Consider the following 20,533-nt stretch of genomic DNA (forward strand, 5'->3'; position numbering starts at 1 on the left):
CCACGCCCGACCCGTTCGCCTCCGACCCCGTGTTCCTCACCGAGGAGGACGCCCGTGAGGCCGGCGCCCGGTGGCGCACGCGATGGATCGCCGTCGTCACCGTCCTCGCGGTGCTCTGCGCCGCCTTCGTCGGGCTGACCTACTTCCAGGGCCCGAAGGCGGGCGAGACGCAGGTCGACACGACGGCCGTGGTCGAGCGCCCCGGCCAACAACTGCGGGTGTTCGCCAACCAGGCGCTCGCCCACGTCGACGCGTCGCAGGTGGTCGTGACGCCCGCGGCCGCGTTCACGGTGCAGACCTCGGGCGACGTGGTCGCGGTGACCTTCACCGGCCGGCTCGCCTACGACACCGACTACCACGTCCGCATCGGCGGCGTCTCGAGCGTCTACCAACGACAGACCTCGACCCTGGAGGCGCGGTTCAGCACGCCCCCGGCGACGCTGTACCGGCTCGTGCGAGGCACGGGCGGGGCCGACGACCGCATCGAACGAGCCGGGCTGCGGGGCTCGGACCGCACGACCGTCTGGTCGGCGCCGCGCATCCAGGCCTACGAGGTGTTCGACTCGGCGATCGCGGTCGTCACGGACGACGGGGCGCAGAGCAGCCTCAGCCTCGTGTCGCTCGACGGGGCCGCCGTCGAGACCCTGCCCGTGCCCGACCGGCCGGGCCTGATCACGCGCTTCGCCGCCGATCGAGCCACCACGACGCTGGCGTTCTCGTTCCGTCCCACGGACTCGGACGTCGAGACGCTCTACACGCTGCCGTTGCAGGGGCAGCGGGCGGTGTCCCCGGTCCTCGGCCTGTCCGGGCAGCCCGTCGAACCGACCGACTGGGCCTTCGTGCCGGGTGAGGACGTCGTCGTCGTCCAGGCCGTCGACGACTCGGTGAGCGTGATCGACCTGTCGGGAGTCGACCCGGTCCGGCCGGTCGGCACGTACTCGCTGTTGCAGGGCGTCTCGCTCGACGGCACGACCCTGATCGCCGCGTCGGCGATCGCGTCCATGGTCGTCGACCTCGCCACGGGGGACGAGCGCCCCCGGGCGCCCGCCCCGGTCGACGGGGTCCTCCCGTTCGCCGGGCCCCTCGTGGCCCTCGACTCCGACCACGTCGTGCAGCAGGTGTCGGTGCCCTCCGACGACGGACTGACGTACCGCACGCTCGTCGTCGCCGACGACGGCACCACGTCGCGGACGCTCTGGCAGCCCCCGAGCGCATCCGGAGTGGTCGAGGGCTTCGACGTCTCCCCGAACGGGCAGTACCTCGCGGTCCAGTCGGTCGGGGACGCGACGACGCCGACGGATTACTCGTACACGATCGACCCCGTGGCCGACGGGGTCACCACCACGATCGTCGACATCGCCTCGGGCGCCGTCGTGGCCAGCTACGAGGGCTTCGACACGACCTGGTGACCGCGCCGGGGCGGAAGCGCCCGGGTGGACGGGTGGCTCAGGCCGTCAGGCCGCGTTTGATCCGCTGGGACACCCGGAGTCCGCTGCGCTCGAGACGTCGGGCCAGGTCGAGGCCCGTCACGGCGACGGCGCCCCCGGCGATCAATTCGGCCCGTCGTGACTCGGGCACGTCGTAGTGGTCGTGGTCGAACCCTCGGCGGGGGATGCCGTGACGGGCGGCGAAGGCGTGCAACTCGTCGTAGGAGTCGTCGCTCACCAGGTGTGCCCACAGGGTGTCGTGGGCCGGCCACACGGCCTCGTCGATCAGGATCACGCCCTGGATGGTAGTCGTCGGCCCGCCCCCGGGCGCACGAGCCCCCGAACGGAGGAGGCGCAGGGCCGGCCGGCGGACGCGTTGACGGCCCCCGCGGCCCCCTGTACGATGGGCGGTTGGTGCGCGCAGGCTCGAGGTCGCGTCGTGCCTGACACCCCACAAATCTTAAGGAACAGACATGGTCTACGCAGTCGTGCGCGCCGGTGGTCGGCAGGAGAAGGTCGAGGTCGGCACGATCGTCACCCTCGACCGTCTCAAGGCCGCCGAAGGCGACGCCATCACCCTTCCCGCCGTGCTGCACGTCGACGGTGACACGGTCATCTCGGCCGCCGACGAGCTGGCGAAGATCACCGTCACCGCCGAGGTGCTGAACGACCTGCGCGGCCCGAAGATCGTCATCCAGAACTACAAGAACAAGACCGGTTACAAGCGTCGCATGGGCTTCCGTGCCGACCTGACCCGCGTCAAGATCACCTCGATCAACTGAACCAGGGGCTGAGAACACATGGCACACAAAAAGGGCGCATCGTCCACCCGCAACGGTCGTGACTCGAACGCACAGCGCCTCGGCGTGAAGCGCTTCGGCGGCCAGGTCGTGCTCGCCGGCGAGATCATCGTCCGCCAGCGCGGCACCCACTTCCACCCCGGCGTCAACGTCGGCCGTGGCGGCGACGACACCCTCTTCGCCCTCGCCCCCGGTTCGGTCGAGTTCGGCGCCAAGGGCGGCCGCAAGGTCGTCAACATCGTCGCCTCCGCGACGACGACGGTCTAGCACGACCACGCGGCGTCGGCACACGACCCGCATCGGCGGCCCTCGCGGGTCGCACCGTCTGGGGCGAGCATCCTGCTCGCCCCAGACGTGTTTGACCCGGGCAGCTCGCACCGGCACGCACAGACAAAGAGATCAAGCACCTCATGGCCACATTCGTCGACCAAGTGACCCTCCACCTCCGCGCCGGCAACGGCGGCAACGGCTGCGTGTCCGTCAAGCGCGAGAAGTTCAAGCCGCTGGCCGGCCCCGACGGCGGCAACGGCGGTCACGGCGGTGACGTCGTGATCGTCAGCGACACCGGCGTCACGACGCTGCTCGGGTTCCACCGTGCTCCGCACCGGTCCAGCGACAACGGCGGCTTCGGCATGGGAGACCACCGTGCCGGCACCAACGGCGAGACCCTCGAACTCGTCGTCCCCGTGGGCACGGTCGTCAAGTCCGCCGACGGCACCGAGTTGATCGACATGGTCGAGCCCGGAATGCGCTACGTCGCCGCCGAGGGCGGCATCGGCGGCCTGGGCAACGCGGCCCTCTCGTCCACCAAGCGCAAGGCCCCCGGCTTCGCCCTGCTCGGCACCCCCGGCTGGGCCGGGGACGTGCTGCTCGAACTCAAGGTCGTCGCCGACATCGCCCTGGTGGGCTACCCGTCGGCCGGCAAGTCGAGCCTCGTCGCGGCCCTCTCGGCCGCGAAGCCGAAGATCGCCGACTACCCCTTCACGACGCTGCACCCCAACCTCGGCGTCGTCGAGTCGGGCGACACGCGCTACACGGTCGCCGACGTCCCCGGGTTGATCGAGGGTGCCAGCGAGGGCAAGGGACTCGGGCTCGAGTTCCTGCGCCACGTCGAGCGCTGCTCGGCGCTGCTGCACGTCCTCGACTGCGCGACCCTCGACCCCGGCCGCGACCCGCTGACCGACCTCGACGTCATCCTGCGCGAACTCGAGGCCTACCCCGTCCCCGACGGCCAGAAGCCGCTGCTCGACCGCCCGCAACTGATCGCGCTGAACAAGGTCGACGTGCCCGACGGTCGCGAGCTGGCCGACTTCGTCACGCCCGAGCTCGAGGCCCGCGGCTACCGCGTCTTCGAGATCTCCGCCGTGAGCCACGAGGGCCTGCGCAACCTGTCCTTCGCCCTGGCCGACGTCGTCGAGGCCAGCCGAGCCGAGATCGCGGCCCGCCCCGCGCCTCCTCGCATCGTCATGCGCCCCCGCGCCGTCAACGAGAAGCCCTTCGTCATCAGGGTCGAGGGCGGAACCTACGGCAACGTGTACCGCATCCTGGGCCAGAAGCCCGAGCGCTGGGTCGTGCAGACCGACTTCAACAACGAAGAGGCCGTGGGCTACCTCGCCGACCGGCTCAACGCCATCGGCGTCGAGGACGCCCTGTTCAAGGCCGGTGCGCAGGCCGGTTCGACGGTCGTCATCGGCCCCGAGGGCGGCATCGTCTTCGACTGGGAGCCCACCCTCACCTCGACGGCCGAGCTGATGACGAGCGCCCGTGGCACCGACCCGCGCCTGATCCAGAACGACCGTCCGACCCGCAACCAGCGTCGCGAAGAGTACTTCGAGCGCATGGACGCCAAGGCCGAGGCCCGCGCCGAGCTGCAGCGCGAACGCGCCGCCGGCCTGTGGACCGACGACGAGGGGTTCCTGGTCAAAGAGGGCGACGACGTCGAAGGCGACGAGCGGGCGTGACCGGGGGCGTCGTCGACCGCGCCGGCCTCGGCACGGCCCGCCGCATCGTGGTCAAGGTCGGCTCGTCGTCGATCAGCGGTGACAACGCGGGCCAGATCGAGCCGCTGGTCGACGCCCTCGCCGCGACGTACGGTCGGGGCGCCCAGGTCGTGCTCGTCTCGTCCGGGGCCATCGCCACGGGCCTGCCGCACCTGCGGGTCGACTCCCGTCCGACCGACCTCGCCACCCAGCAGGCGGCCGCCGCGGTCGGGCAGAACGTCCTCATCTACCGGTACCAGCAGAGTCTGCGCCGCTACGGCATCGTGGCCGGTCAGGTGCTGCTGACCGCCGGCGACATGCAGAACCCTACCCACCGCAGCAACGCCCAGCGCGCCATGGAGCGCCTGCTCGAGCTGCGCATCCTGCCGATCGTCAACGAGAACGACACCGTCGCGACGCACGAGATCCGCTTCGGCGACAACGACCGGCTCGCGGCGCTGGTGTCGCAGTTGATCGGTGCCGACGCGCTCGTCCTGCTCAGCGACGTCGACGCCCTGTACACCCGACCGCCGCACGAACCCGGTGCCGTCGCGATCGTCGACGTGCCCTTCGGGGACGAGCTCGCCGGGGTCACCTTCGGCGAGGCCGGCGCGGCCGGCGTCGGGACGGGAGGCGCGGGCACGAAGGTCGCGGCCGCCCGGTTCGCGGCCGAGGCCGGCACGCCCGTCCTCGTGACGAGCACCGGCAACGTCGCCCGGGCACTCGCGGGCGAACAGGTCGGCACCTTCTTCGAGGCGGCGGGAGGCGCGGGGTCGGGACCTGCGACGGGGGACGCCGGTTCCGCGGGCGGGCGACCGGCCTGACCCGCGCCTCCCGGGGTGTCGTCCGGGCGACCGGAGGCGACCGTCGACGGCCTCGCGGGACGGGGGAGCGGCGCATAGGCTTCGTGCATGTCGCTCATCGATGCCCCGGCCCCGTCGCTCACCGACAAGCTGACCGCTGCAAAGGCCGCCGCGCGCGTGCTCGCCACCGCGACGGCCGACCGCAAGGACGCGGGGCTGCGGGCCGTCGCCGCCGCGCTGGTCGCGAACGTCGACCGCATCGTCGCGGCCAACGAGCTCGACCTGGCGAACGCGCGTGAGAACGGCGTCGGTGCGTCACTCCAGGACCGCCTGCGGCTGGACTCCGGTCGGCTGGCCGGGCTCGCGTCGGCCACCGAGCTCGTGGCCTCGCTCGTCGACCCGGTCGGCGAGTCGGTGCGGGGCAAGGTGCTGCCGAACGGGCTGCGGCTCGACCAGGTCCGCGTGCCGTTCGGTGTGGTGGGCGCGATCTACGAGGCCCGGCCCAACGTGACGGTCGACATCGCGGCACTCGCCCTGAAGAGCGGCAACGCGGCCGTCCTGCGCGGCGGCAGCGCGGCGCAGCAGTCCAACCGTGTGCTGGTCGAGGTCATGCGCGAGGCGCTGGCCGAGGTGGGGCTGCCCGCCGACGCCGTCGTCACCATCGACGAGTTCGGCCGCGACGGGGCCGGTGAGCTGATGCGGGCCCGGGGGCTGGTCGACGTGCTGATCCCTCGGGGCAGCGCCGAGCTGATCGACACCGTCGTCCGTGAGTCGACGGTGCCGGTCATCGAGACCGGTGCCGGGGTCGTGCACGTCTTCCTCGACGCCAGCGCCGACGAGGGCTGGGCCGTCGACATCGTGCAGAACGCCAAGGTCCAGCGCCCGAGCGTGTGCAACGCGCTCGAGACGCTGCTCGTCCACCGCGAGGCGGCGGATCGCCTGCTGCCCCCGGTGCTGGGTGCCCTGCGCGCCTCCGGGGTGACGATCCACGGCGACGAGCGGACGCTCGAGGTCTTCCCCGACGGGGTTCCGGCGACCGACGACGACTGGGCGACCGAGTACATGGGGCTCGACCTCGCGGTCCGGGTCGTCGCCGACGTCGACGAGGCCATGGCCCACATCGCCCGGTGGTCGACCCACCACACCGAGTCGATCGTGACCAACGACCTGGCGACCGCCGAGCGGTTCCTCGCCGAGGTCGACAGCGCCGTCGTCATGGTCAACGCCTCGACCCGCTTCACCGACGGCGGCGAGTTCGGCTTCGGGGCCGAGGTCGGCATCTCGACCCAGAAGCTCCACGCCCGCGGACCGATGGGCCTCGCCGAACTCACGAGCACCAAATGGGTCGTGCGGGGCCAGGGCCAGGTGCGCGGGTAGACTGACCGACGATCGTCACCGCCTGAACGGGAGAACCCATGCTCGACGCCTCGCTGCTGCTCGCCGAAGCCCACGAAGAACTCGCACCGCTGATCGCCCCGGCCCCGGTCATCGCCGGCGTCTTCGCCATCGCGTTCCTCGTCCTCGGCTACGTGGTCTTCAGCTACCGCGACGTCGCCAACCGGTCGCTGCGCAAGGCGAACAAGCTCGACCACCACGACGGTCCGATCGACGAGTTCGGTCACCCCGAGAAGCACTGACCGCCGAGGCCGGCGAGATGGTCGTGGCGGGCGCCACCGTGCCCGACGGCGAGGGCGTCAGGCGACCCCGCGTCGGCATCATGGGCGGCACGTTCGACCCGATCCACCACGGGCACCTGGTCGCGGCCAGCGAGGTCGCGCAGTCGTTCCACCTCGACGAGGTCGTCTTCGTGCCGACCGGTCAACCGTGGATGAAGCCCGAGGTCAGCGAGGCGGAGCACCGCTACCTCATGACGGTCATCGCCACGGCGTCGAACCCGACCTTCACGGTCAGCCGCGTCGACGTCGACCGCGAGGGGCCGACCTACACGATCGACACCCTGCGCGACATCCGTCGCCTGCGTCCGACGGCCGAGCTCTTCTTCATCACCGGCGCCGACGCCGTCGCCCAGATCCTCGACTGGAAAGACGTCCAAGAGCTCTGGGACCTCGCCCACTTCGTCGCCGTGTCCCGGCCGGGGCACGACCTCAGCGTTAGCGGTTTGCCCGAGAGCGACGTAAGCTTGCTCGAAGTCCCCGCACTGGCCATCTCGTCGACCGATTGCCGCGCCCGGGTGGGTCGAGACTTTCCGGTGTGGTACTTGGTCCCCGACGGCGTCGTCCAGTACATCTCCAAGCACCATCTGTATCGGAGCGTTTCATGAGCACGTCCGACGGTCAGCCGCCCCTCACCCGGCGACAGATCCGCGACCTCGAGCGAGCCCGCGAGGCCGGTCAGGCCATCACCGGCGCCGTGCCCGTGGTGCCCGCCTCGATCTCGACGCCCGCCCCGCGCCCTGCGGCGGGCTCGACGGGTGACGTGCCGATGCCGGTGCCGTCGTCGGCCGCGCTGCGCGACGTCCCGCCCCCCGCACCGGGCTCCGTCGTCGACCCCGGCACCGGTCTGACCCGCCGACAGATGCGCGCGCTGCGTGACGCGAGCCAGAGCCGCGACGCGTCTCCCGTGCCCCTGCAGGCCCCCGCCCCCGAACCCCGTCGTCCGTTGGCCGACGCGCTCAACACCGTCGACGAGATCGCCCCCGCCGCCGACGACCGTCCGGCCTCCGCGCCCGGCGGGTCCGGTCCGGCTCCGGTAGCCGTCCGCCCCGCCTCGGCCCCCGTGCCGTCCGCCGCACCGGACGACGACGACGCGTCGGACGACGACGACGCGTCGGACGACGCCCCGGGGCCCCGTCGCACGGGTGCGGCCTCCTCGGTCCCTCCGGTGTCCTCGACCCCCACGCCGACGTCGACGCCCACGGTTTTCCCGTTCGCGTTGTCCGACGAGCAGGGCCGCGGCGGGCAGGGCTCGCCGATCGCGCCTCCTGCCCCGTCCCGTTCCGCGGCGTCGACGGCGTCGCGCCCGTCGGGTTCCGGTTCATCGCCCGAGCAGCGTGACGAGCCGTCCGACGCGTCGCCCGTCGTGCCGTCCGGTCACTGGTCGACCCAGTCCGACGAGCCCGACGCGCAGTCCGTCCCGGGCCGTCAGCTCGGCACCAGCACGGGTCAGCAGAACGCGCTGATCCTCACCGACGCCCAGGTCGCCGACGTGACCGGTGCGCTCAACGCGACCGGCGAGATCATCATCACGGGCTCGATCGACCTGCCCCGCAGCTTGGCGTCGACCGGCTCTCAGGCTCGGATCGACAACTCCGACATGGACCGCATCCTCGAGCAGGGCGACGCCGAGCAGGCGTCAAGCGACGCCGAGCCCGTCCGTGCCAGCCGAGCCATCAGCACGCACACGTCCACCCGCGCCGTCGTGCTGGCCGCGTCGCAGCCCAAGGGCAACCACCTGCCGCTGATCCTCGGGATCTCGGGCGGCGTCGTGGGCCTCGGTATCATCGGCTTGATCATCGGTGGCTTCGCCACCGGGGTGCTGGGCTGAGGCCCGACCCACCCGAACCGACCCCGGTCGGCCCGCATCACCACCTACCCCCTAAGGAACACGTGACAGCCACCCCTCGTGCCATCGAGCTGCTGCAGATCGCCGCACGCGCGGCCGACGACAAGCAGGCCGACGACCTCGTCGCCCTCGACGTGTCCGGCCCCCTGCCCCTGACCGACGTGTTCCTCCTGGCCACCGGCCGCAGCGAACGCAACGTGGTCGCCATCGCCGGCGAGATCGAGGACAAGATGCTCGAGGCCGGCGTCAAGACCCTCCGCCGTGAGGGCCGTGCCGAGGGCCGTTGGGTCCTGCTCGACTTCGGTGACGTCGTCGCGCACGTCTTCCACGACGAGGACCGTCAGTACTACGCGCTCGAGCGCCTGTGGAGCGACTGCCCGACGATCCCGCTCGACGTGCTGGCCGAGTCGGCCACCTCACCCGCCGAGGCCACGGCCGACGCGCCGGCCGAGGCCTGACCGCCCCGCGCCTCCTCTGTTTCGCCGCATCGGCGGGACGTCACGACATGCCGCTCACCCCCGAGGTGAGCGGCATGTCGCGTCTTCTCGGGGGCCCACGACGAGGGCCCGAGTCGGGGTGAACTTGCGCCCCCGAAAAGTGTAGTAATGTAGACGAGTTGCTTCCGACGGGGTGAAAACCTCCGAGGGGCAGCAGTTCTGGGTCTGTGGCGCAGCTGGTAGCGCACCTGCATGGCATGCAGGGGGTCAGGGGTTCGAGTCCCCTCAGATCCACCAGAACGGGTTCGCGAGAACCACACGAAAGCCCCTCCTCGAGAGGGGCCTTCGTCGTTTGCGGGGCAGCTGTTCGAGGGCGTCGGCCGCTACGCCGCCACGACGTAAACACTCCGCCACGAGATGTCGTGGCGGAGTGTTTACTTCGTGGCGGGTAATGCGGGCAGGGTGGATCGGGCGGCCACGGGACCCACGCCGATGGGCGCAGGAGGCGCGGGTCGCGTCAGACGCGGGCGCGCAGGTCCGCCGACGCCCGGGCCGCGCCCTCGGCGAGCAGACCCTGGTCCGCGTGGACGAGCTCGCCCTCCGCCACGACCGCGTCGCCCCCGACCCAGAGGCGGGCCAGCGGAGGCATCGAGGCCAGCCCGAGGGCGGCCACCGGGTCGGCGATGCCCGCGAACTCGACCCCGTCGACGCGCCAGAGGGCGAGGTCGGCGAGCTTGCCGACCTCGATCGAGCCGAGGTCGGCGTCCCGCCCGAGCACGCGGGCGCCGCCGATCGTCGCCAGGCGCAGTCCCTGCCGGACCGAGAACGCGTCCGCGCCCGAGCGCAGGCGCCCGAAGAGCACCGCCTGCCGGATCTCGGTGCCGAGCTGGCCGGACTCGTTCGACGCGGCACCGTCGACCCCGAGCCCCACGGGTGCCCCCGCGCGCAGCAACGACGCGATCGGGGCGATGCCCGCGGCGAGTCGACCGTTCGACGACGGGCAGTGCGCCACGCCGGTCCCCGTCGCGGCGAACCGTCCGATCGCGTGGTCGTCGAGGTGGACGCAGTGGGCCATCCAGACGTCGTCGCCGAGCCAGCCGAGGTCCTCCAGGTACTGGGTCGGCGTCCGGCCGAAGCGCTCGAGGCAGAAGGCGTCCTCCTCGACGGTCTCGGAGCCGTGGGTGTGCAGCCGGACTCCGAGCTGCCGTCCGAGGACGGCGGCCTCGCGCAGCAGGTCGGGCGTCACCGAGAACGGCGAGCAGGGCGCGATCGCGATCTGGACCCGCGCGTCGCCGGACGGATCGTGGAACCGGGCCACCGCCTCCTGACCGGCGCGCAGCGCGGCGTCCGTCGTCTCGACGGCGAAGTCCGGGGGCAGGCCGCCCTGCGACCGACCGAGGTCCATCGAGCCGCGCGTGGCGTGCAGGCGGACGCCGACCGTTCCGGCGGCCCGGACGATGCCGCCCAGGAGGTCGCCGGCACCGGCCGGGAAGACGTAGTGGTGGTCGCCGACGGTCGTGCAGCCCGACCGGGCCAGCACGGCGATCGCGGCGGCGGCCCCGGCCTCGACGAGCGGCTCGTCGATGCGCGCCCAGGTCGGGTAGAGCGCGACGAGCCAGTCGAACAGGATCGAGTCCTGCGCGATGCCGCGGGTCAGCCACTGGTAGAGGTGGTGGTGCGTGTTCACCAGGCCGGGGGTCAGCAGGTGGCCCCGGCCGTCGACCTGCTCGACCGGGATCGGCGCTGCACCCGGCGCTGCCTGACCGGGGACCGACCCGGGTGCGGCCAGCCCGGCGGTGCACCACGCGGGGGCGGGCCCGGGCCCGACGGCGACGATGCGCGATCCGTCGACGACGACGTGCCCGCCGGCGTGCTCGGTGTCGTGGGCGTCGACCGTCGTGACGTGTGCGCCCTCGACGACCAGCCGCCGGGCCGGCGCCACCGAGGCGGAGGCGGGTGCGGTCACGCCGCCAGCCACGCCGCGATCTCGGCGACGGCCCGGGCCTTCAGTTCCGGCGACGCGCCCGAGCACTCGATCGAGCTCAGCGCGCACGCGGCGAGCTGCTCGTCGGACAGACCGAGGGTCGTGCGGGCCAGCTCGTACTCGGCGAGCACACCCGGCCCGAACAGGATGGGGTCGTCGGCGTTGATCGAGCACCGCACGCCGGCCTCGACGAGGCGCTTCAGCGGGTGGTCCTCGATGGTGGGGATCACCGAGAGCAACACGTTCGAGGTGAGGCACACGTCGAGGCAGACGCCCTCGGCGGCCAGTCGGGCCATCAGCGGTTCGCTCCGCACGGCCGTCACGCCGTGCAGCACGCGGTCGGCGCCGAGGACGTCCAGCGCCTCCTCGATCTGGTCCGGCCCGGCGAGCTCGCCGGCGTGCGGCGTCGAGAGCAGGCCCGCGTGCTTGGCGATGCGGAACGCCTCCTCGTAGCGGGCCGCCGGGTTGCCGCGCTCCTCGTTGGCGAGGCCGAGCGAGACGACGCCGCGGTCGGCGTACGCGGCGGCCAGGTGGGCCAGCTCGTTCGCGGCCTCGACGCTCTCGGTGCGGTCGACCGTGATCATCAGGCCGACCTCGACGCCCCATCGCTCGCCGCTCTCGGCGCAGGCCGCGAGCATCGCCCGCAGCGAGGCGTCGAGCGATCCGAAGGTGGCGACGTAGAACTGCGGGCTCGCCCCGAACTCGACGTAGGCGACGCCCTCGTCGGCGCAGTCCTCGATCGCCTCGTCGATCAGGCGGAAGAGGTTCGCGCTCTCGGCGAGGACCACGAGCATGCCCTGGTACGTCGCGCTGAACTCGCTGAAGTCCCCGAAGCTGGTCGGCATCGGCACGACGACGCCCGACGCCGCCGCCATGTCGGCCAGCGAGTCCGGTCGGATCGCCGCCTCCATGTGCAGGTGCAGGTGGCCCTTGGGCAGGGCGCGCAGGTCGCGCGCCACGGCGTCGGCGGGCGAGGGGGAGGTCACCGAGGAGGCGCGGGTGGCGTCGGCGGGGGAGGTGGTGGTCACGAGCGGGCTCCGTGGATCAGGGCGTCGACGAACGACGGGAGGAAGAGGTCGGTGTGGACGGCGGTGACCGCCGTCGTGGGGGTCGACGGGTCGCCGGTCGGCACGGGGCCGTCCGGGTGCCAGTCGACCTCGGCGCCGTCGGCCGTGCGCAGCACCCGGCCGCGGGTCGCGAAGCCGTCGTTCGTGATGCCGACGGGGCCGGTGACGCTGTCGGCGATCCACTCGGGGTGGACCATCAGCGCGGCGGCGAGTCCGTCGTGCACGGGGCTGACCCGGCGGCCCCAGGCGTTCCGGTAGAAGTCGAGGTAGGTCGCCAGGACGTCGGCGGCGAAGGTGCCGGTCGGCGTGCCCGAGTCGCGGAGCGCCGCGACGTGCGACTCGTCGGTGATCACCTGCGACGTCGCGTTCACGCCCACCATGAGGCGCGAGGTCGCCGGGGCGGCGAAGACCGCGCGGGCGGCCACGCCGTCGTTCTGCACGTTCGCGTCGACCATGTCCGTGCGGCCGAGGGCCGGGAAGGGTCCGCTGCCGCCCATGATCGTCACCGACCGGAACAGGGTCAGGAGGCGCGGCTCGGCCCTCAGCGCCAGGGCCACGTTGGTGAGCGGCCCCAGGGTGAGCAGGTCGATCTCGCCCGGGGACGCCCGGGCGACCTCGACGAGCCGCTCCGCCGCCGGGGTGTCGAGCAGCACGCGCGGGAGCGGCCGCTCGGCGACGACGTCACCGAGACCGTCGTGACCGTGCACGTAGTGGGCGATGTGCGCCTCCGCGTCCACGGGTCCCTCGGCACCGCGGGCGACGGGCACGTCGTCGAGACCGACGAGCCCGAGCACGTGCCCGACGTTGCGCAGGGCGTCGTCGACGACGCAGTTGCCGTAGACGGCCGTGATGCCCACGATCTCGACGTCGGGCTGCGCGGCGAGCCAGAGCAGGGCGAGGGCGTCGTCGATGCCCGTGTCGGTGTCGACCAGCACGCGGCGGGTCACACCGGGGCCGGTCACGCCGTGGCCGGTCACGACGCGGTCGCCTTGCCGGCGTTGGGGCCCCACTTCGCGAGCACCGCCGTCTCGACGAACGTCGTGATCGTGTAGAGCACGATCGAGACGAGCGTGATCAGCACGACGATCGCCCAGATCTCGCCGTACTGCGACTGCGACTTGGCGGCCGTGATGGCGGCGCCGAGGCCCTCGTAGGTGAAGAGCCACTCGTAGAGCATCGCGCCGGTGATGGCTCCCGGCACGGCGATGCGCATCGAGGCGAAGAAGTACGGCAGGGCCGTGGGGAACGCGACCTTGCGCATGATCGTCCAGCGGCTCCCGCCGTAGACCCGGATGAGGTCGACCGACTGGGCGCTGACCGACCGGAAGCCGAGGGTCAGGTTGACGAGCAGGGGGAAGAACACGACCACGCCGCCGATGAAGCCGGCGGTGACGATGCCGTTGCCCAGCACGAGGTAGATGACGGGGGCCATCGCCAGCAGGGGCACGGTGCGCAGCAGCATGGCGATCGGCATGAACATGAACTCGACGGGTCGGATCAGCGTGAAGACGATCGCCACGACCAGCGAACCGCCGACGCCGAAGACGAAGCCGATCGCGGCGTGCCAGAGGGTCACCCCGAGCAGGCCGGCGATGTGCACGCGGTTCTCGGCCGCCGTGGTCCGGCTGAGCTCGGAGTCGACGAAGAACCAGCGGAACACGTCGGCCGGGGTCTTCGCGATGAACGCGTTGGCCTGCAGCACGACGATGGCGAGGTTCCACAGGATGCCGAGGATGATCGCCGAGATCGCGATCGTCAGCACGGTGCGGCCGATGCGCCGCAGGACGAACCGGGCCGTCGAGGAGGCGCTGGTCGAGACCGCGGGGGCGGTGACGCGGGTGCCGGTGCCGGTGGGCAGGGTCGTGGCCATCAGAACCCCTCTCCGGCGCGGCTGTCGCCCGCCGACCAGGGCGTGACCAGTCGGCTGATCCGCCCGATGACGAAGTAGGCGATCCCGGCGATGCCGCCCGAGATCAGGGCCAGGGCCCAGAGCTTGACCGACGCCGCCGTGGCCTGAGCCGCGAGCAGCAGGATGCCGAGGCCCTGGTCGACCCCGATGAGGAAGTACTCGCCGAGCACCGCGCCGAGGAACGCCGCGGGCGCCGCCAGCTTGAGCGCCGCGAGGATGCTGGGCAGGGCGGCGATCAGACGGACCTTGACCAGCTGCGTCCAGCGCGAGCCGCCGTAGGCCGTGATCACGTCGAGCTGGGTCTCGCTCGCGGCCCGCAGGCCGAGCAGCGTGCCGATCACGGTGGTGAAGATCACGCTGAGCGCGGCCAGGAAGATCGACGTCGTCCGGCCGCCGGCAGGCGACATGAGCGTGACGATCGGCGCGATCGCGGTCAGCGGGATGCACGAGCAGACCACGGCGAGCTGGGTCGAGAGGCCCTCGAACCACGGCACGAGCAGCACGGCGAAGGCCAGTGCGAACGCGATCAGGTTGCCCCAGAGGAAGCCCCAGGCCGCGCTGCCGGCGGTCGCGCCGATGGCGCGCCAGTAGACGAGGTCGCTGAGGTCCGTGACGAGCTGGACGAGCACCTGGCCGGGCGGGGGAACCGACCCGGTCACCGAGAAGAGCGTGACGGCCACGACCTGCCAGATCGCGACGATCAGCACGATGCCGACGAGGGCGCCGACCCACGGAGGGGCGGCGGCCATCGAGCCGAGCACCGACCGTCGCTCGGGCCCCCGGGCGGTCTCGGCCGGGAGCGCCACGCTCTGGCCGAGCTCCGCCTCGACCTCGCGCTCGGCGGTCTCGCGCGACGACGTGTGCAGGTCAGTCATCGGCCACCGTCCCGTGCGAGCCGAACAGGATCTCGGAGATGCGGTCGACGTACGCGTGGAACTCCGGGGTGCGGGTCAGTTCGGGCAGGCGCGGTCGGGGCAGGTCGATCTCGACCACCTCGGCGATGCGGCCGGGCCGGGCGCTCATCACGGCGACGACGTCGGACAGGAACACGGCCTCGGCGATGCCGTGCGTCACCATCAGCGTGGTGGCGGGCTTCTCGCCCCAGATGCGCAGCAGCTCGACGTTCATGCGCTGCCGGGTCATGTCGTCGAGCGCGCCGAACGGCTCGTCGAGCAGCATGATGGTCGGCTGCACGGCGAGGCAGCGGGCGATCGAGACGCGCTGCCGCATGCCGCCCGACAGCTGCGCCGGCTTGGCCTTCTCGAAGCCCTTCAGGCCGACGAGGTCGATCAGGTCGTCGATCAGGCCGGCCGGGGGAGTGAGCCCGGCGACCTCGAGCGGCAACCGGATGTTGTTCTCGACGCTGCGCCAGGGCAGCAGGGCCGAGTCCTGGAACGCGATGCCCGTCTCGTGGCCGCGTTGCACCTCGGCCGCGGTCTTGCCGTTGATGACGACGCTGCCCGACGTGGGCGTCTCGAGCCCGGCCAGGATGCGCAGGATGGTCGACTTGCCGCAGCCCGAGGGCCCGAGCAGGCTGAGGAACGAGTCCTTCTTGGTGCCCAGGTCGATCTGCGTCAGGGCCTGCACGCTCTTCCGACCGAGCTGGAACGACTTGGTCAGTCCCTGGATGTTGATGCCGGTGGCGAGCTCGGGTCGACCGGCGGGGTCGCCCGTCGCCGTCGTGGGTGCGATCGTGGTGCCGTCCGTCATGGTCATGCCGTGGGGATGGTGAAGGCCGTGATGAGGTCGGGGTTCTCCTCGTAGACCTCTTTGATGATGCTGAGGTCGAAGAGGTCGTCGGCCGACACGTCGGTGCCCATGGCCTTCAGCGAGGCGATGTTCTCGGCGACCAGCTCGTCGGTCATCGTGAACAGGCCGTTGGCGTTGACGTCCTCGGTGAGGATCAGCGTGTTCTGCGCCTCGGCCTCGGCGGTCTGCTCCTCGACGTCGAGGTCCTGGTCCTTGCCGTACTTCTCGGCGGCGTACTTCGCGCTCTGTTCCGGGTCCTTCACCGCGTCGGTCCACCCCTTGATCTCGGCGACCAGGAAGGCCTTGAGCATGTCGCGCTCGTTGTCGATGGTCTCCTGCGTGACGGTGAAGGTCTCGGCGACGAACGGTAGTCCGTTGTCGGCGAAGCCCAGCACGACGGGGGTGAAGCCGTCCATCTCGGCCAGGATCGGCTCGTTCGTGATGTACGACATGTGCGCGTCGTAGGCGTTCGTCTCGAGCGGGGCGATGTCGTACTGCGTGGCGACGAGCTCGACGTCGTCGAGCGTCATGTCGTTGGCCTTGAGGAAGCCCTCGAAGATCGTCTGGTTGCCGCCCGACTGCACGCCGATCTTCTTGCCCTTGAGGTCGGCCAGGGTGCGGATCGGCTCGCCCTCCTCGAGCGAGAGCAGGCAGAACGGGTTCTTCTGGAACGTCGTGCCGATGATCTTGAGCGCCGCGCCCTGCGCCACCGACGGGCCGGTGAGCGAGGCCGACGACAACCCGACCTTGGCCTGTCCGGCGAGCAGCGCCTCCTCGGCTCCGGTCTGTCCGCCACCGGCCAGCAGCGTGACCTCGCTGAAGCCGGCGTCGGTGTAGTAGCCCTTCTCCGTGGCGAAGTACTCGCCCGCGAACTCGATGTTCTTGATCCACGAGAGCTGGACGGCGATGGTGCCGAACGACCCGCCCGAGGCGGCCCCGCCGGTCGCCGCGCCCGTCCCGGCCGACGAGTCGGTGCAGGCGGCGAGCAGGGCGGTCGTGCCGACGACGAGGGCGGCCGACCCACCGAGGCGCAGGAACCCGCGGCGGTCGAGGGACGAGTCGCGGAAGGCGGGAGGAACGGAGAGAGGGCTCATGGGGGAACTCCTGAGGTTCGTTCGGGTGAGGTGTCGAAAAGCTAGACCCGGACTGTTTCATCGTCGTTTCGGTCGTGTTGCCGTCGTCGTCGACCTCGCGGGACGTTAGTTTCGGGGGCATGGCCACCCGCGAGTCGTCCGACAAGAGGGCCGAACTGCTCGAGCGCGTGGTCGACCACGTGCTCGACCACGGCGTCGGTCAGCTCACCCTGCGGGGCCTCGCGACGGCGGTCGGCTCGAACAACCGCATGCTGCTGTACTACTTCGGCAGCCGGGAAGAACTGGTCGTGACGGCGCTGCACGGCGCCGAACGACGGTTCCCGGGCATCGTCGGGGTCGTGGACCACCTGGCCGGGCCGGACCTGCCGCTCGACCAGCGCCTCCTGGCCGTCTGGCGGACGGTGTCCGACCCCGTCAACCAGCCGTTCAACCGGCTGTTCTTCGAGGTGTTCGGCCTCGCGAGCTTCGACCGCGAGCGCTACGCCTCGCTGCTCGGCGACATCGGCTCCGAGTGGGTGGGTCAGGTGGCGGCCGCGTACCGCGCCGAGGGCGTCGAGGAGGCGCGGGCCGAGTCGCTCGCGCACGAGACGGTCGCGCTCTGGCGCGGCTTCCAGGCCACGTTGCTCAGCGCCGGGTCGAGTGCGGCCGTCGACCGTGCGGCCCTCGACGCGACCGAGGCGCTCGTCGCCCGCGTCCGCGCCGCCGCCGTCGCCCGCTGACGGGCCGCCCATCGGCTGGCGGCCCGCTGACGGGTCGCTCGTGTTAAGAGCTTGTTTCGGGGCTGGACTCCGGGTGAACCATCCGGTTCACTGACGGCATGAAGCAGATCCGTCTCGGTGTGTTCGAAGTCGCCGGCCCCCAGGTCGGCGGCACCCTCAGCTGGTCCCACCCGCGCAGCGACTCGCTCGGCTACCACGGGCTCGACCTGTGGATCGGCATGGCCAAGCTGCTCGACCGGGCAGGCTTCGACTTCCTGTTCTTCGCCGACGGGTTCGGCTACCCGTCGATCGACGGCGACCTGCCCGAGACCGCGGCCCGCGGGGGCATCAACTTCCCCGGCATGGACCCCGCCCTGCTCATCCCGACCCTGGCCCGTGAGACCGAGCGCCTCGGCTTCGTCGTCACCTCGTCGACCGGCCTCGACCACCCCGTGCAGTCGGCACGCCGCTTCGCCACGCTCGACCACCTGACGGGCGGCCGCATCGGCTGGAACATCGTCACGGGCGCCTCCCAGAACACGGTCGCCGAGCTGTTCGGCCACGACGAGATGCGCGGCCACGACGCCCGCTACGACCAGGCGGACGAGTACGTCGACCTGGCCATGACGCTCTGGGAGGGCTGCTGGGAGGACGGCGCCTTCCGCGGTGACGCCGAGGCCGGCGTCCTCGCCGATCGCGACCGCATCCACCGGGTCGAGTTCGCCGGCGAGCACTTCCGATCGTCGGGCTACTTCACGGTCGCCCCCTCGCCGCAGCGGACGCCCGTGCTGTTCCAGGCCGGCACGTCCGACCGGGGCCGCGCCTACGCCGCGCGCAACGCCGAGTGCGTCTTCGTGCAGGGCACGACGGTGCCGAAGACCGCGGCGAACGTCGCCGACATCCGGGCCAAGGCGGCCGCCCTCGGCCGTGACCCCGAGTCGGTCAAGATCATGGTCGGGCTGACCGTCACGGTCGCCCCGACCCACGACGAGGCCGTCGCCCTGCGGAAGGAGTTCGACGACCTGCAGACCGACGAGGTCGTCGCCGTCCTCTACGCGGGCAACACCGGCATCGACCTGCTCTCGCTCGACCCGTCACGCGACCTGACCCAGCTGCAGGACGACGGCGGGCCCGTCGGGCAGATGGGTCAGAGCAACATCGACCGCTTCCTGCCGAAGGACGGCTCGCCGGCCCCGACCGTGCGCGAGATCCTCGACGACCTGCGCGGCAAGGGCACCCGCGGGCTCCAGCTGGTCGGCGACCCCGTCGAGGTCGCGGACGAGCTCGAGCGCCTGGTCGACGAGACCGACCTCGACGGCTTCCTGCTCGAGCCGATCTTCGGCACGGCCGACCTGGCCGACTTCGCCGACCTCGTCGTGCCCGAGCTGCGTCGCCGCGGCCGCATGCCGGCCGAGCCGGCCACGGGCACGCTGCGCGAACAGATGCTCGGCCGTCCCGGGCCGCACCTCTCGGCCGACCACCCCGGTGCACGCTTCGCGGTGGTGCCGGCGACGGTCTGAGGTCGTCCTCGCGTCGGCGGTGCGCCTCCTGCCGGGTGGTGCCCCGGAGGCGCGGCGCGGCTCGGGAGGCGCGCCGCGGCTCAGGAGGTGCGGGTCGCCCAGGCGCGGATCGCCGGGTACAGCTCGGGCAGCGTCGTCGCGCGGTGCGTCGGCCGGGCGTCCGGGGCCGGGAAGCGCTCGACCAGGGCGGTCGGCGATCCCTGGGCCGCGGCCGGCTCGAGGTCGTTCGCCCAGATGTCGCCCACGCTGAGCAGACGGTCGGGCCGGTCCTCGAGGCCTGCGGCGGCCCGGAGCCGGTCGAGCACGGCGGGCAGCCCGGACGGCTTGCGCGCGTCGGTGACGATCTCGTCGACCCGGTCGGCTAGTCCGAGCCGCTCGAGCGGTTGGACGACGCCGTGCTCGGGGGAGTTCGTGACGAGCACCACGTGCACGGCGTCGGACAGCGCGTCGAGCAGCTCGGCGAGCCCCTCGGGGGCCGTGGTCTCGAGGCGACCGTCGGCGAGGGCCGCGCGAGCCCCGGCGTAGGCGGCCGAGCGGGCCGCGTCGTCGACGCCCAGGGCTCGCGAGACCCGTTCGGCGACGACGTACCCGTCGGGGGAGCCGTCGGCGTGCGCGATCGCCTCGTCGACCCCGGCCGGCTCGTCGTCGAGCGGGCTGCCCACGAACCGCGCCAGGACGGCCTCGACCAACCGGGGCGGGTGTCGTTCGTCGGTCGCCACGAGGGCCTCGTCGAGGAGGCGCGCGTAGGTCAGCACGGGACCGTCGCCCAGGCAGACCGTCCCGTCGAAGTCGAGCACGAGGACGTGGGTGGTGGTCATCCCCCGATCCTGCCCCACGTCGCACCGGACCGGGGGAGGGACGGTGGTGCGGACGGCACGACTGGGAGCGCGCCAAGGAATGCTGTGGGCCGACTGTGCATTCCCTCCGCGTCGACGCGGGCGCGATAGAACGGGAGCATGAGCAACGAGCAGGACACCACGCCCACCCCCGACGACCGCCCGCGCCCCGCGTACGGCGAGTACGCGCCGCAGGGCACGGGGCAGCAGCCCGCCGGTCAGCCGGCCTCGCCCGACCAGGGGCAGCAACCGGGGCAGATGCCCGGTCAGCAGGGTGCACCGTACGGCCAGCCCGGCTACGGTCAGCCCGGCCCGCAGGCGACCCCGACGACGGGCACGCCCGGCCCCGGTGGCATCGGCGCCTTCGCCGGCGCGGGCTACCCCCAGGTGCTGGCCTCTTTCACCAAGTACGAGGACGCGCAGTCGGCCGTCGACCTGTTGTCCGACGAAGGATTCCCCGTCGAGAGCGTCTCGATCGTCGGGCACGACATCCGCACCGTCGAGAACGTCTCGGGTCGCCTGACCTCGGGCAAGGCCGCCGGACGCGGCGCCGGTGGCGGTGCCTGGTTCGGCCTGCTGCTCGGACTGCTGTTCGGCATCTTCGCCCCGAGCGCCGCCTGGATCGGCGTGCTGCTCGTGGCCGTCGGCCTCGGCGCCCTGTGGGGTGCCCTCTGGGGCTTCGTCGGCCACAAGATGCTGCGCGGTCGC

The 20,533-nt window shown here is 72.1% G+C and carries 22 protein-coding genes and 1 tRNA gene; 14 read left to right on the forward strand and 9 right to left on the reverse strand.

Going from position 1 to position 20,533, the window contains the following annotated elements; translation table 11 throughout:
• Positions 1 to 29: 29 nt before the first annotated feature.
• Positions 30 to 1,409 (forward strand): hypothetical protein, encoded by a 1,380-nt coding sequence (locus ASE87_RS06605; protein ID WP_056227007.1) that lies wholly within the window; start codon positions 30 to 32, stop codon positions 1,407 to 1,409.
• A gap of 37 nt (positions 1,410 to 1,446) precedes the next feature.
• Here the strand turns inward: ASE87_RS06605 and ASE87_RS06610 are convergent, their stop codons facing one another.
• Positions 1,447 to 1,722: a DUF4031 domain-containing protein gene (locus tag ASE87_RS06610; protein WP_369700714.1), complete on the reverse strand. Its 276-nt coding sequence runs from the start codon at positions 1,720 to 1,722 to the stop codon at positions 1,447 to 1,449.
• 178 nt (positions 1,723 to 1,900) lie between these two features.
• Between ASE87_RS06610 and rplU the strand changes: the two genes are divergently transcribed.
• The 10 genes from rplU to ASE87_RS06660 all read left to right on the forward strand — a co-directional run bounded on the left by rplU (position 1,901) and on the right by ASE87_RS06660 (position 9,265).
• Entirely contained in the window at positions 1,901 to 2,209 is a 309-nt protein-coding gene (gene rplU / locus ASE87_RS06615; protein ID WP_043597080.1) for a 50S ribosomal protein L21, read from the forward strand.
• Positions 2,210 to 2,227: 18 nt separating this feature from the next.
• Positions 2,228 to 2,494 (forward strand): 50S ribosomal protein L27, encoded by a 267-nt coding sequence (rpmA, locus tag ASE87_RS06620; protein WP_043597083.1) that lies wholly within the window; start codon positions 2,228 to 2,230, stop codon positions 2,492 to 2,494.
• A gap of 143 nt (positions 2,495 to 2,637) precedes the next feature.
• Positions 2,638 to 4,188 carry a GTPase ObgE gene (obgE, locus tag ASE87_RS06625; RefSeq protein WP_043597086.1) on the forward strand — a complete coding sequence of 517 codons (1,551 nt, stop codon included), beginning with the start codon at positions 2,638 to 2,640 and terminating at the stop codon, positions 4,186 to 4,188.
• Entirely contained in the window at positions 4,185 to 5,030 is an 846-nt protein-coding gene (gene proB / locus ASE87_RS06630) for a glutamate 5-kinase (RefSeq protein ID WP_082060194.1), read from the forward strand. Before obgE ends, proB begins: the two co-directional genes overlap by 4 nt.
• An 87-nt stretch (positions 5,031 to 5,117) precedes the next feature.
• Complete coding sequence (locus tag ASE87_RS06635) at positions 5,118 to 6,386, forward strand: glutamate-5-semialdehyde dehydrogenase (RefSeq protein WP_056227009.1); 1,269 nt, start codon at positions 5,118 to 5,120, stop codon at positions 6,384 to 6,386.
• Positions 6,387 to 6,424: 38 nt separating this feature from the next.
• Positions 6,425 to 6,646, forward strand: coding sequence for a hypothetical protein (locus tag ASE87_RS06640; RefSeq protein ID WP_043597092.1), 222 nt, complete (start codon positions 6,425 to 6,427; stop codon positions 6,644 to 6,646).
• A 17-nt stretch (positions 6,647 to 6,663) separates the two neighbouring features.
• Positions 6,664 to 7,290 (forward strand): nicotinate-nucleotide adenylyltransferase, encoded by a 627-nt coding sequence (gene nadD, locus ASE87_RS06645; protein ID WP_082060195.1) that lies wholly within the window; start codon positions 6,664 to 6,666, stop codon positions 7,288 to 7,290.
• Positions 7,287 to 8,513: a hypothetical protein gene (locus ASE87_RS06650; RefSeq protein WP_056227010.1), complete on the forward strand. Its 1,227-nt coding sequence runs from the start codon at positions 7,287 to 7,289 to the stop codon at positions 8,511 to 8,513. Before nadD ends, ASE87_RS06650 begins: the two co-directional genes overlap by 4 nt.
• A gap of 62 nt (positions 8,514 to 8,575) precedes the next feature.
• Positions 8,576 to 8,989: a ribosome silencing factor gene (gene rsfS, locus ASE87_RS06655; protein WP_043597095.1), complete on the forward strand. Its 414-nt coding sequence runs from the start codon at positions 8,576 to 8,578 to the stop codon at positions 8,987 to 8,989.
• A gap of 200 nt (positions 8,990 to 9,189) precedes the next feature.
• Positions 9,190 to 9,265: transfer RNA gene (locus ASE87_RS06660), tRNA-Ala, on the forward strand.
• Between the two features lie 220 nt (positions 9,266 to 9,485).
• Here the strand turns inward: ASE87_RS06660 and ASE87_RS06665 are convergent.
• Genes ASE87_RS06665 through ASE87_RS06695 form a run of 7 tightly spaced genes read right to left on the reverse strand, consistent with a single transcriptional unit; the run spans position 9,486 to position 16,771 of the window.
• Positions 9,486 to 10,934 (reverse strand): 8-oxoguanine deaminase, encoded by a 1,449-nt coding sequence (locus ASE87_RS06665; RefSeq protein ID WP_235472227.1) that lies wholly within the window; start codon positions 10,932 to 10,934, stop codon positions 9,486 to 9,488.
• Positions 10,931 to 11,980, reverse strand: a complete 1,050-nt coding sequence (gene add / locus ASE87_RS06670; RefSeq protein ID WP_200925450.1) for an adenosine deaminase — start codon at positions 11,978 to 11,980, stop codon at positions 10,931 to 10,933. The genes ASE87_RS06665 and add overlap by 4 nt, the downstream gene beginning before the upstream one ends.
• Positions 11,977 to 12,996, reverse strand: a complete 1,020-nt coding sequence (locus ASE87_RS06675; RefSeq protein WP_162235867.1) for a nucleoside hydrolase — start codon at positions 12,994 to 12,996, stop codon at positions 11,977 to 11,979. Before ASE87_RS06675 ends, add begins: the two co-directional genes overlap by 4 nt.
• A complete protein-coding gene (locus ASE87_RS06680) occupies positions 12,993 to 13,889 on the reverse strand; it encodes an ABC transporter permease (RefSeq protein ID WP_056227014.1) in 897 nt (298 codons plus the stop codon). The genes ASE87_RS06675 and ASE87_RS06680 overlap by 4 nt, the downstream gene beginning before the upstream one ends.
• Positions 13,889 to 14,803, reverse strand: coding sequence for an ABC transporter permease (locus tag ASE87_RS06685; protein WP_056227016.1), 915 nt, complete (start codon positions 14,801 to 14,803; stop codon positions 13,889 to 13,891). Before ASE87_RS06685 ends, ASE87_RS06680 begins: the two co-directional genes overlap by 1 nt.
• A complete protein-coding gene (locus tag ASE87_RS06690) occupies positions 14,796 to 15,644 on the reverse strand; it encodes an ABC transporter ATP-binding protein (protein WP_056227018.1) in 849 nt (282 codons plus the stop codon). Before ASE87_RS06690 ends, ASE87_RS06685 begins: the two co-directional genes overlap by 8 nt.
• Positions 15,641 to 16,771 carry an ABC transporter substrate-binding protein gene (locus tag ASE87_RS06695; RefSeq protein WP_056227020.1) on the reverse strand — a complete coding sequence of 377 codons (1,131 nt, stop codon included), beginning with the start codon at positions 16,769 to 16,771 and terminating at the stop codon, positions 15,641 to 15,643. The genes ASE87_RS06690 and ASE87_RS06695 overlap by 4 nt, the downstream gene beginning before the upstream one ends.
• Before the next feature lie 119 nt (positions 16,772 to 16,890).
• Between ASE87_RS06695 and ASE87_RS06700 the strand changes: the two genes are divergently transcribed.
• Together ASE87_RS06700 and ASE87_RS06705 are read left to right on the forward strand one after the other, a co-directional pair.
• On the forward strand, positions 16,891 to 17,490 hold the full coding sequence (locus tag ASE87_RS06700; RefSeq protein WP_056227021.1) for a TetR/AcrR family transcriptional regulator: 600 nt from the start codon (positions 16,891 to 16,893) through the stop codon (positions 17,488 to 17,490).
• Positions 17,491 to 17,588: 98 nt separating this feature from the next.
• Complete coding sequence (locus tag ASE87_RS06705) at positions 17,589 to 18,989, forward strand: NtaA/DmoA family FMN-dependent monooxygenase (RefSeq protein WP_052505346.1); 1,401 nt, start codon at positions 17,589 to 17,591, stop codon at positions 18,987 to 18,989.
• A gap of 80 nt (positions 18,990 to 19,069) precedes the next feature.
• Here the strand turns inward: ASE87_RS06705 and ASE87_RS06710 are convergent, their stop codons facing one another.
• On the reverse strand, positions 19,070 to 19,807 hold the full coding sequence (locus ASE87_RS06710; protein WP_056227023.1) for an HAD family hydrolase: 738 nt from the start codon (positions 19,805 to 19,807) through the stop codon (positions 19,070 to 19,072).
• Between the two features lie 138 nt (positions 19,808 to 19,945).
• On the opposite strand from ASE87_RS06710, the gene ASE87_RS16655 reads away from it, so the two are divergent.
• Positions 19,946 to 20,533: general stress protein (locus ASE87_RS16655; protein ID WP_235472228.1), on the forward strand; the 588-nt coding region annotated here is incomplete at its 3' end.

Origin of the sequence: Frigoribacterium sp. Leaf44 (assembly GCF_001421865.1) — a bacterium.
GTDB lineage: Bacteria > Actinomycetota > Actinomycetes > Actinomycetales > Microbacteriaceae > Frigoribacterium.

Coding starts and splice junctions, on each gene's coding strand:
- ASE87_RS06635 (WP_056227009.1), top strand. CDS start 5,118: ATGTCGCTCATCGATGCCCCGGCCCCGTCGCTCACCGACAAGCTGACC.
- rplU (WP_043597080.1), top strand. CDS start 1,901: ATGGTCTACGCAGTCGTGCGCGCCGGTGGTCGGCAGGAGAAGGTCGAG.
- nadD (WP_082060195.1), top strand. CDS start 6,664: ATGGTCGTGGCGGGCGCCACCGTGCCCGACGGCGAGGGCGTCAGGCGA.
- ASE87_RS06700 (WP_056227021.1), top strand. CDS start 16,891: ATGGCCACCCGCGAGTCGTCCGACAAGAGGGCCGAACTGCTCGAGCGC.
- ASE87_RS06705 (WP_052505346.1), top strand. CDS start 17,589: ATGAAGCAGATCCGTCTCGGTGTGTTCGAAGTCGCCGGCCCCCAGGTC.
- obgE (WP_043597086.1), top strand. CDS start 2,638: ATGGCCACATTCGTCGACCAAGTGACCCTCCACCTCCGCGCCGGCAAC.
- ASE87_RS06650 (WP_056227010.1), top strand. CDS start 7,287: ATGAGCACGTCCGACGGTCAGCCGCCCCTCACCCGGCGACAGATCCGC.
- ASE87_RS06680 (WP_056227014.1), bottom strand. CDS start 13,889: ATGGCCACGACCCTGCCCACCGGCACCGGCACCCGCGTCACCGCCCCC.
- ASE87_RS06695 (WP_056227020.1), bottom strand. CDS start 16,771: ATGAGCCCTCTCTCCGTTCCTCCCGCCTTCCGCGACTCGTCCCTCGAC.
- ASE87_RS06710 (WP_056227023.1), bottom strand. CDS start 19,807: ATGACCACCACCCACGTCCTCGTGCTCGACTTCGACGGGACGGTCTGC.
- rpmA (WP_043597083.1), top strand. CDS start 2,228: ATGGCACACAAAAAGGGCGCATCGTCCACCCGCAACGGTCGTGACTCG.
- ASE87_RS06690 (WP_056227018.1), bottom strand. CDS start 15,644: ATGACCATGACGGACGGCACCACGATCGCACCCACGACGGCGACGGGC.
- ASE87_RS06685 (WP_056227016.1), bottom strand. CDS start 14,803: ATGACTGACCTGCACACGTCGTCGCGCGAGACCGCCGAGCGCGAGGTC.
- ASE87_RS06640 (WP_043597092.1), top strand. CDS start 6,425: ATGCTCGACGCCTCGCTGCTGCTCGCCGAAGCCCACGAAGAACTCGCA.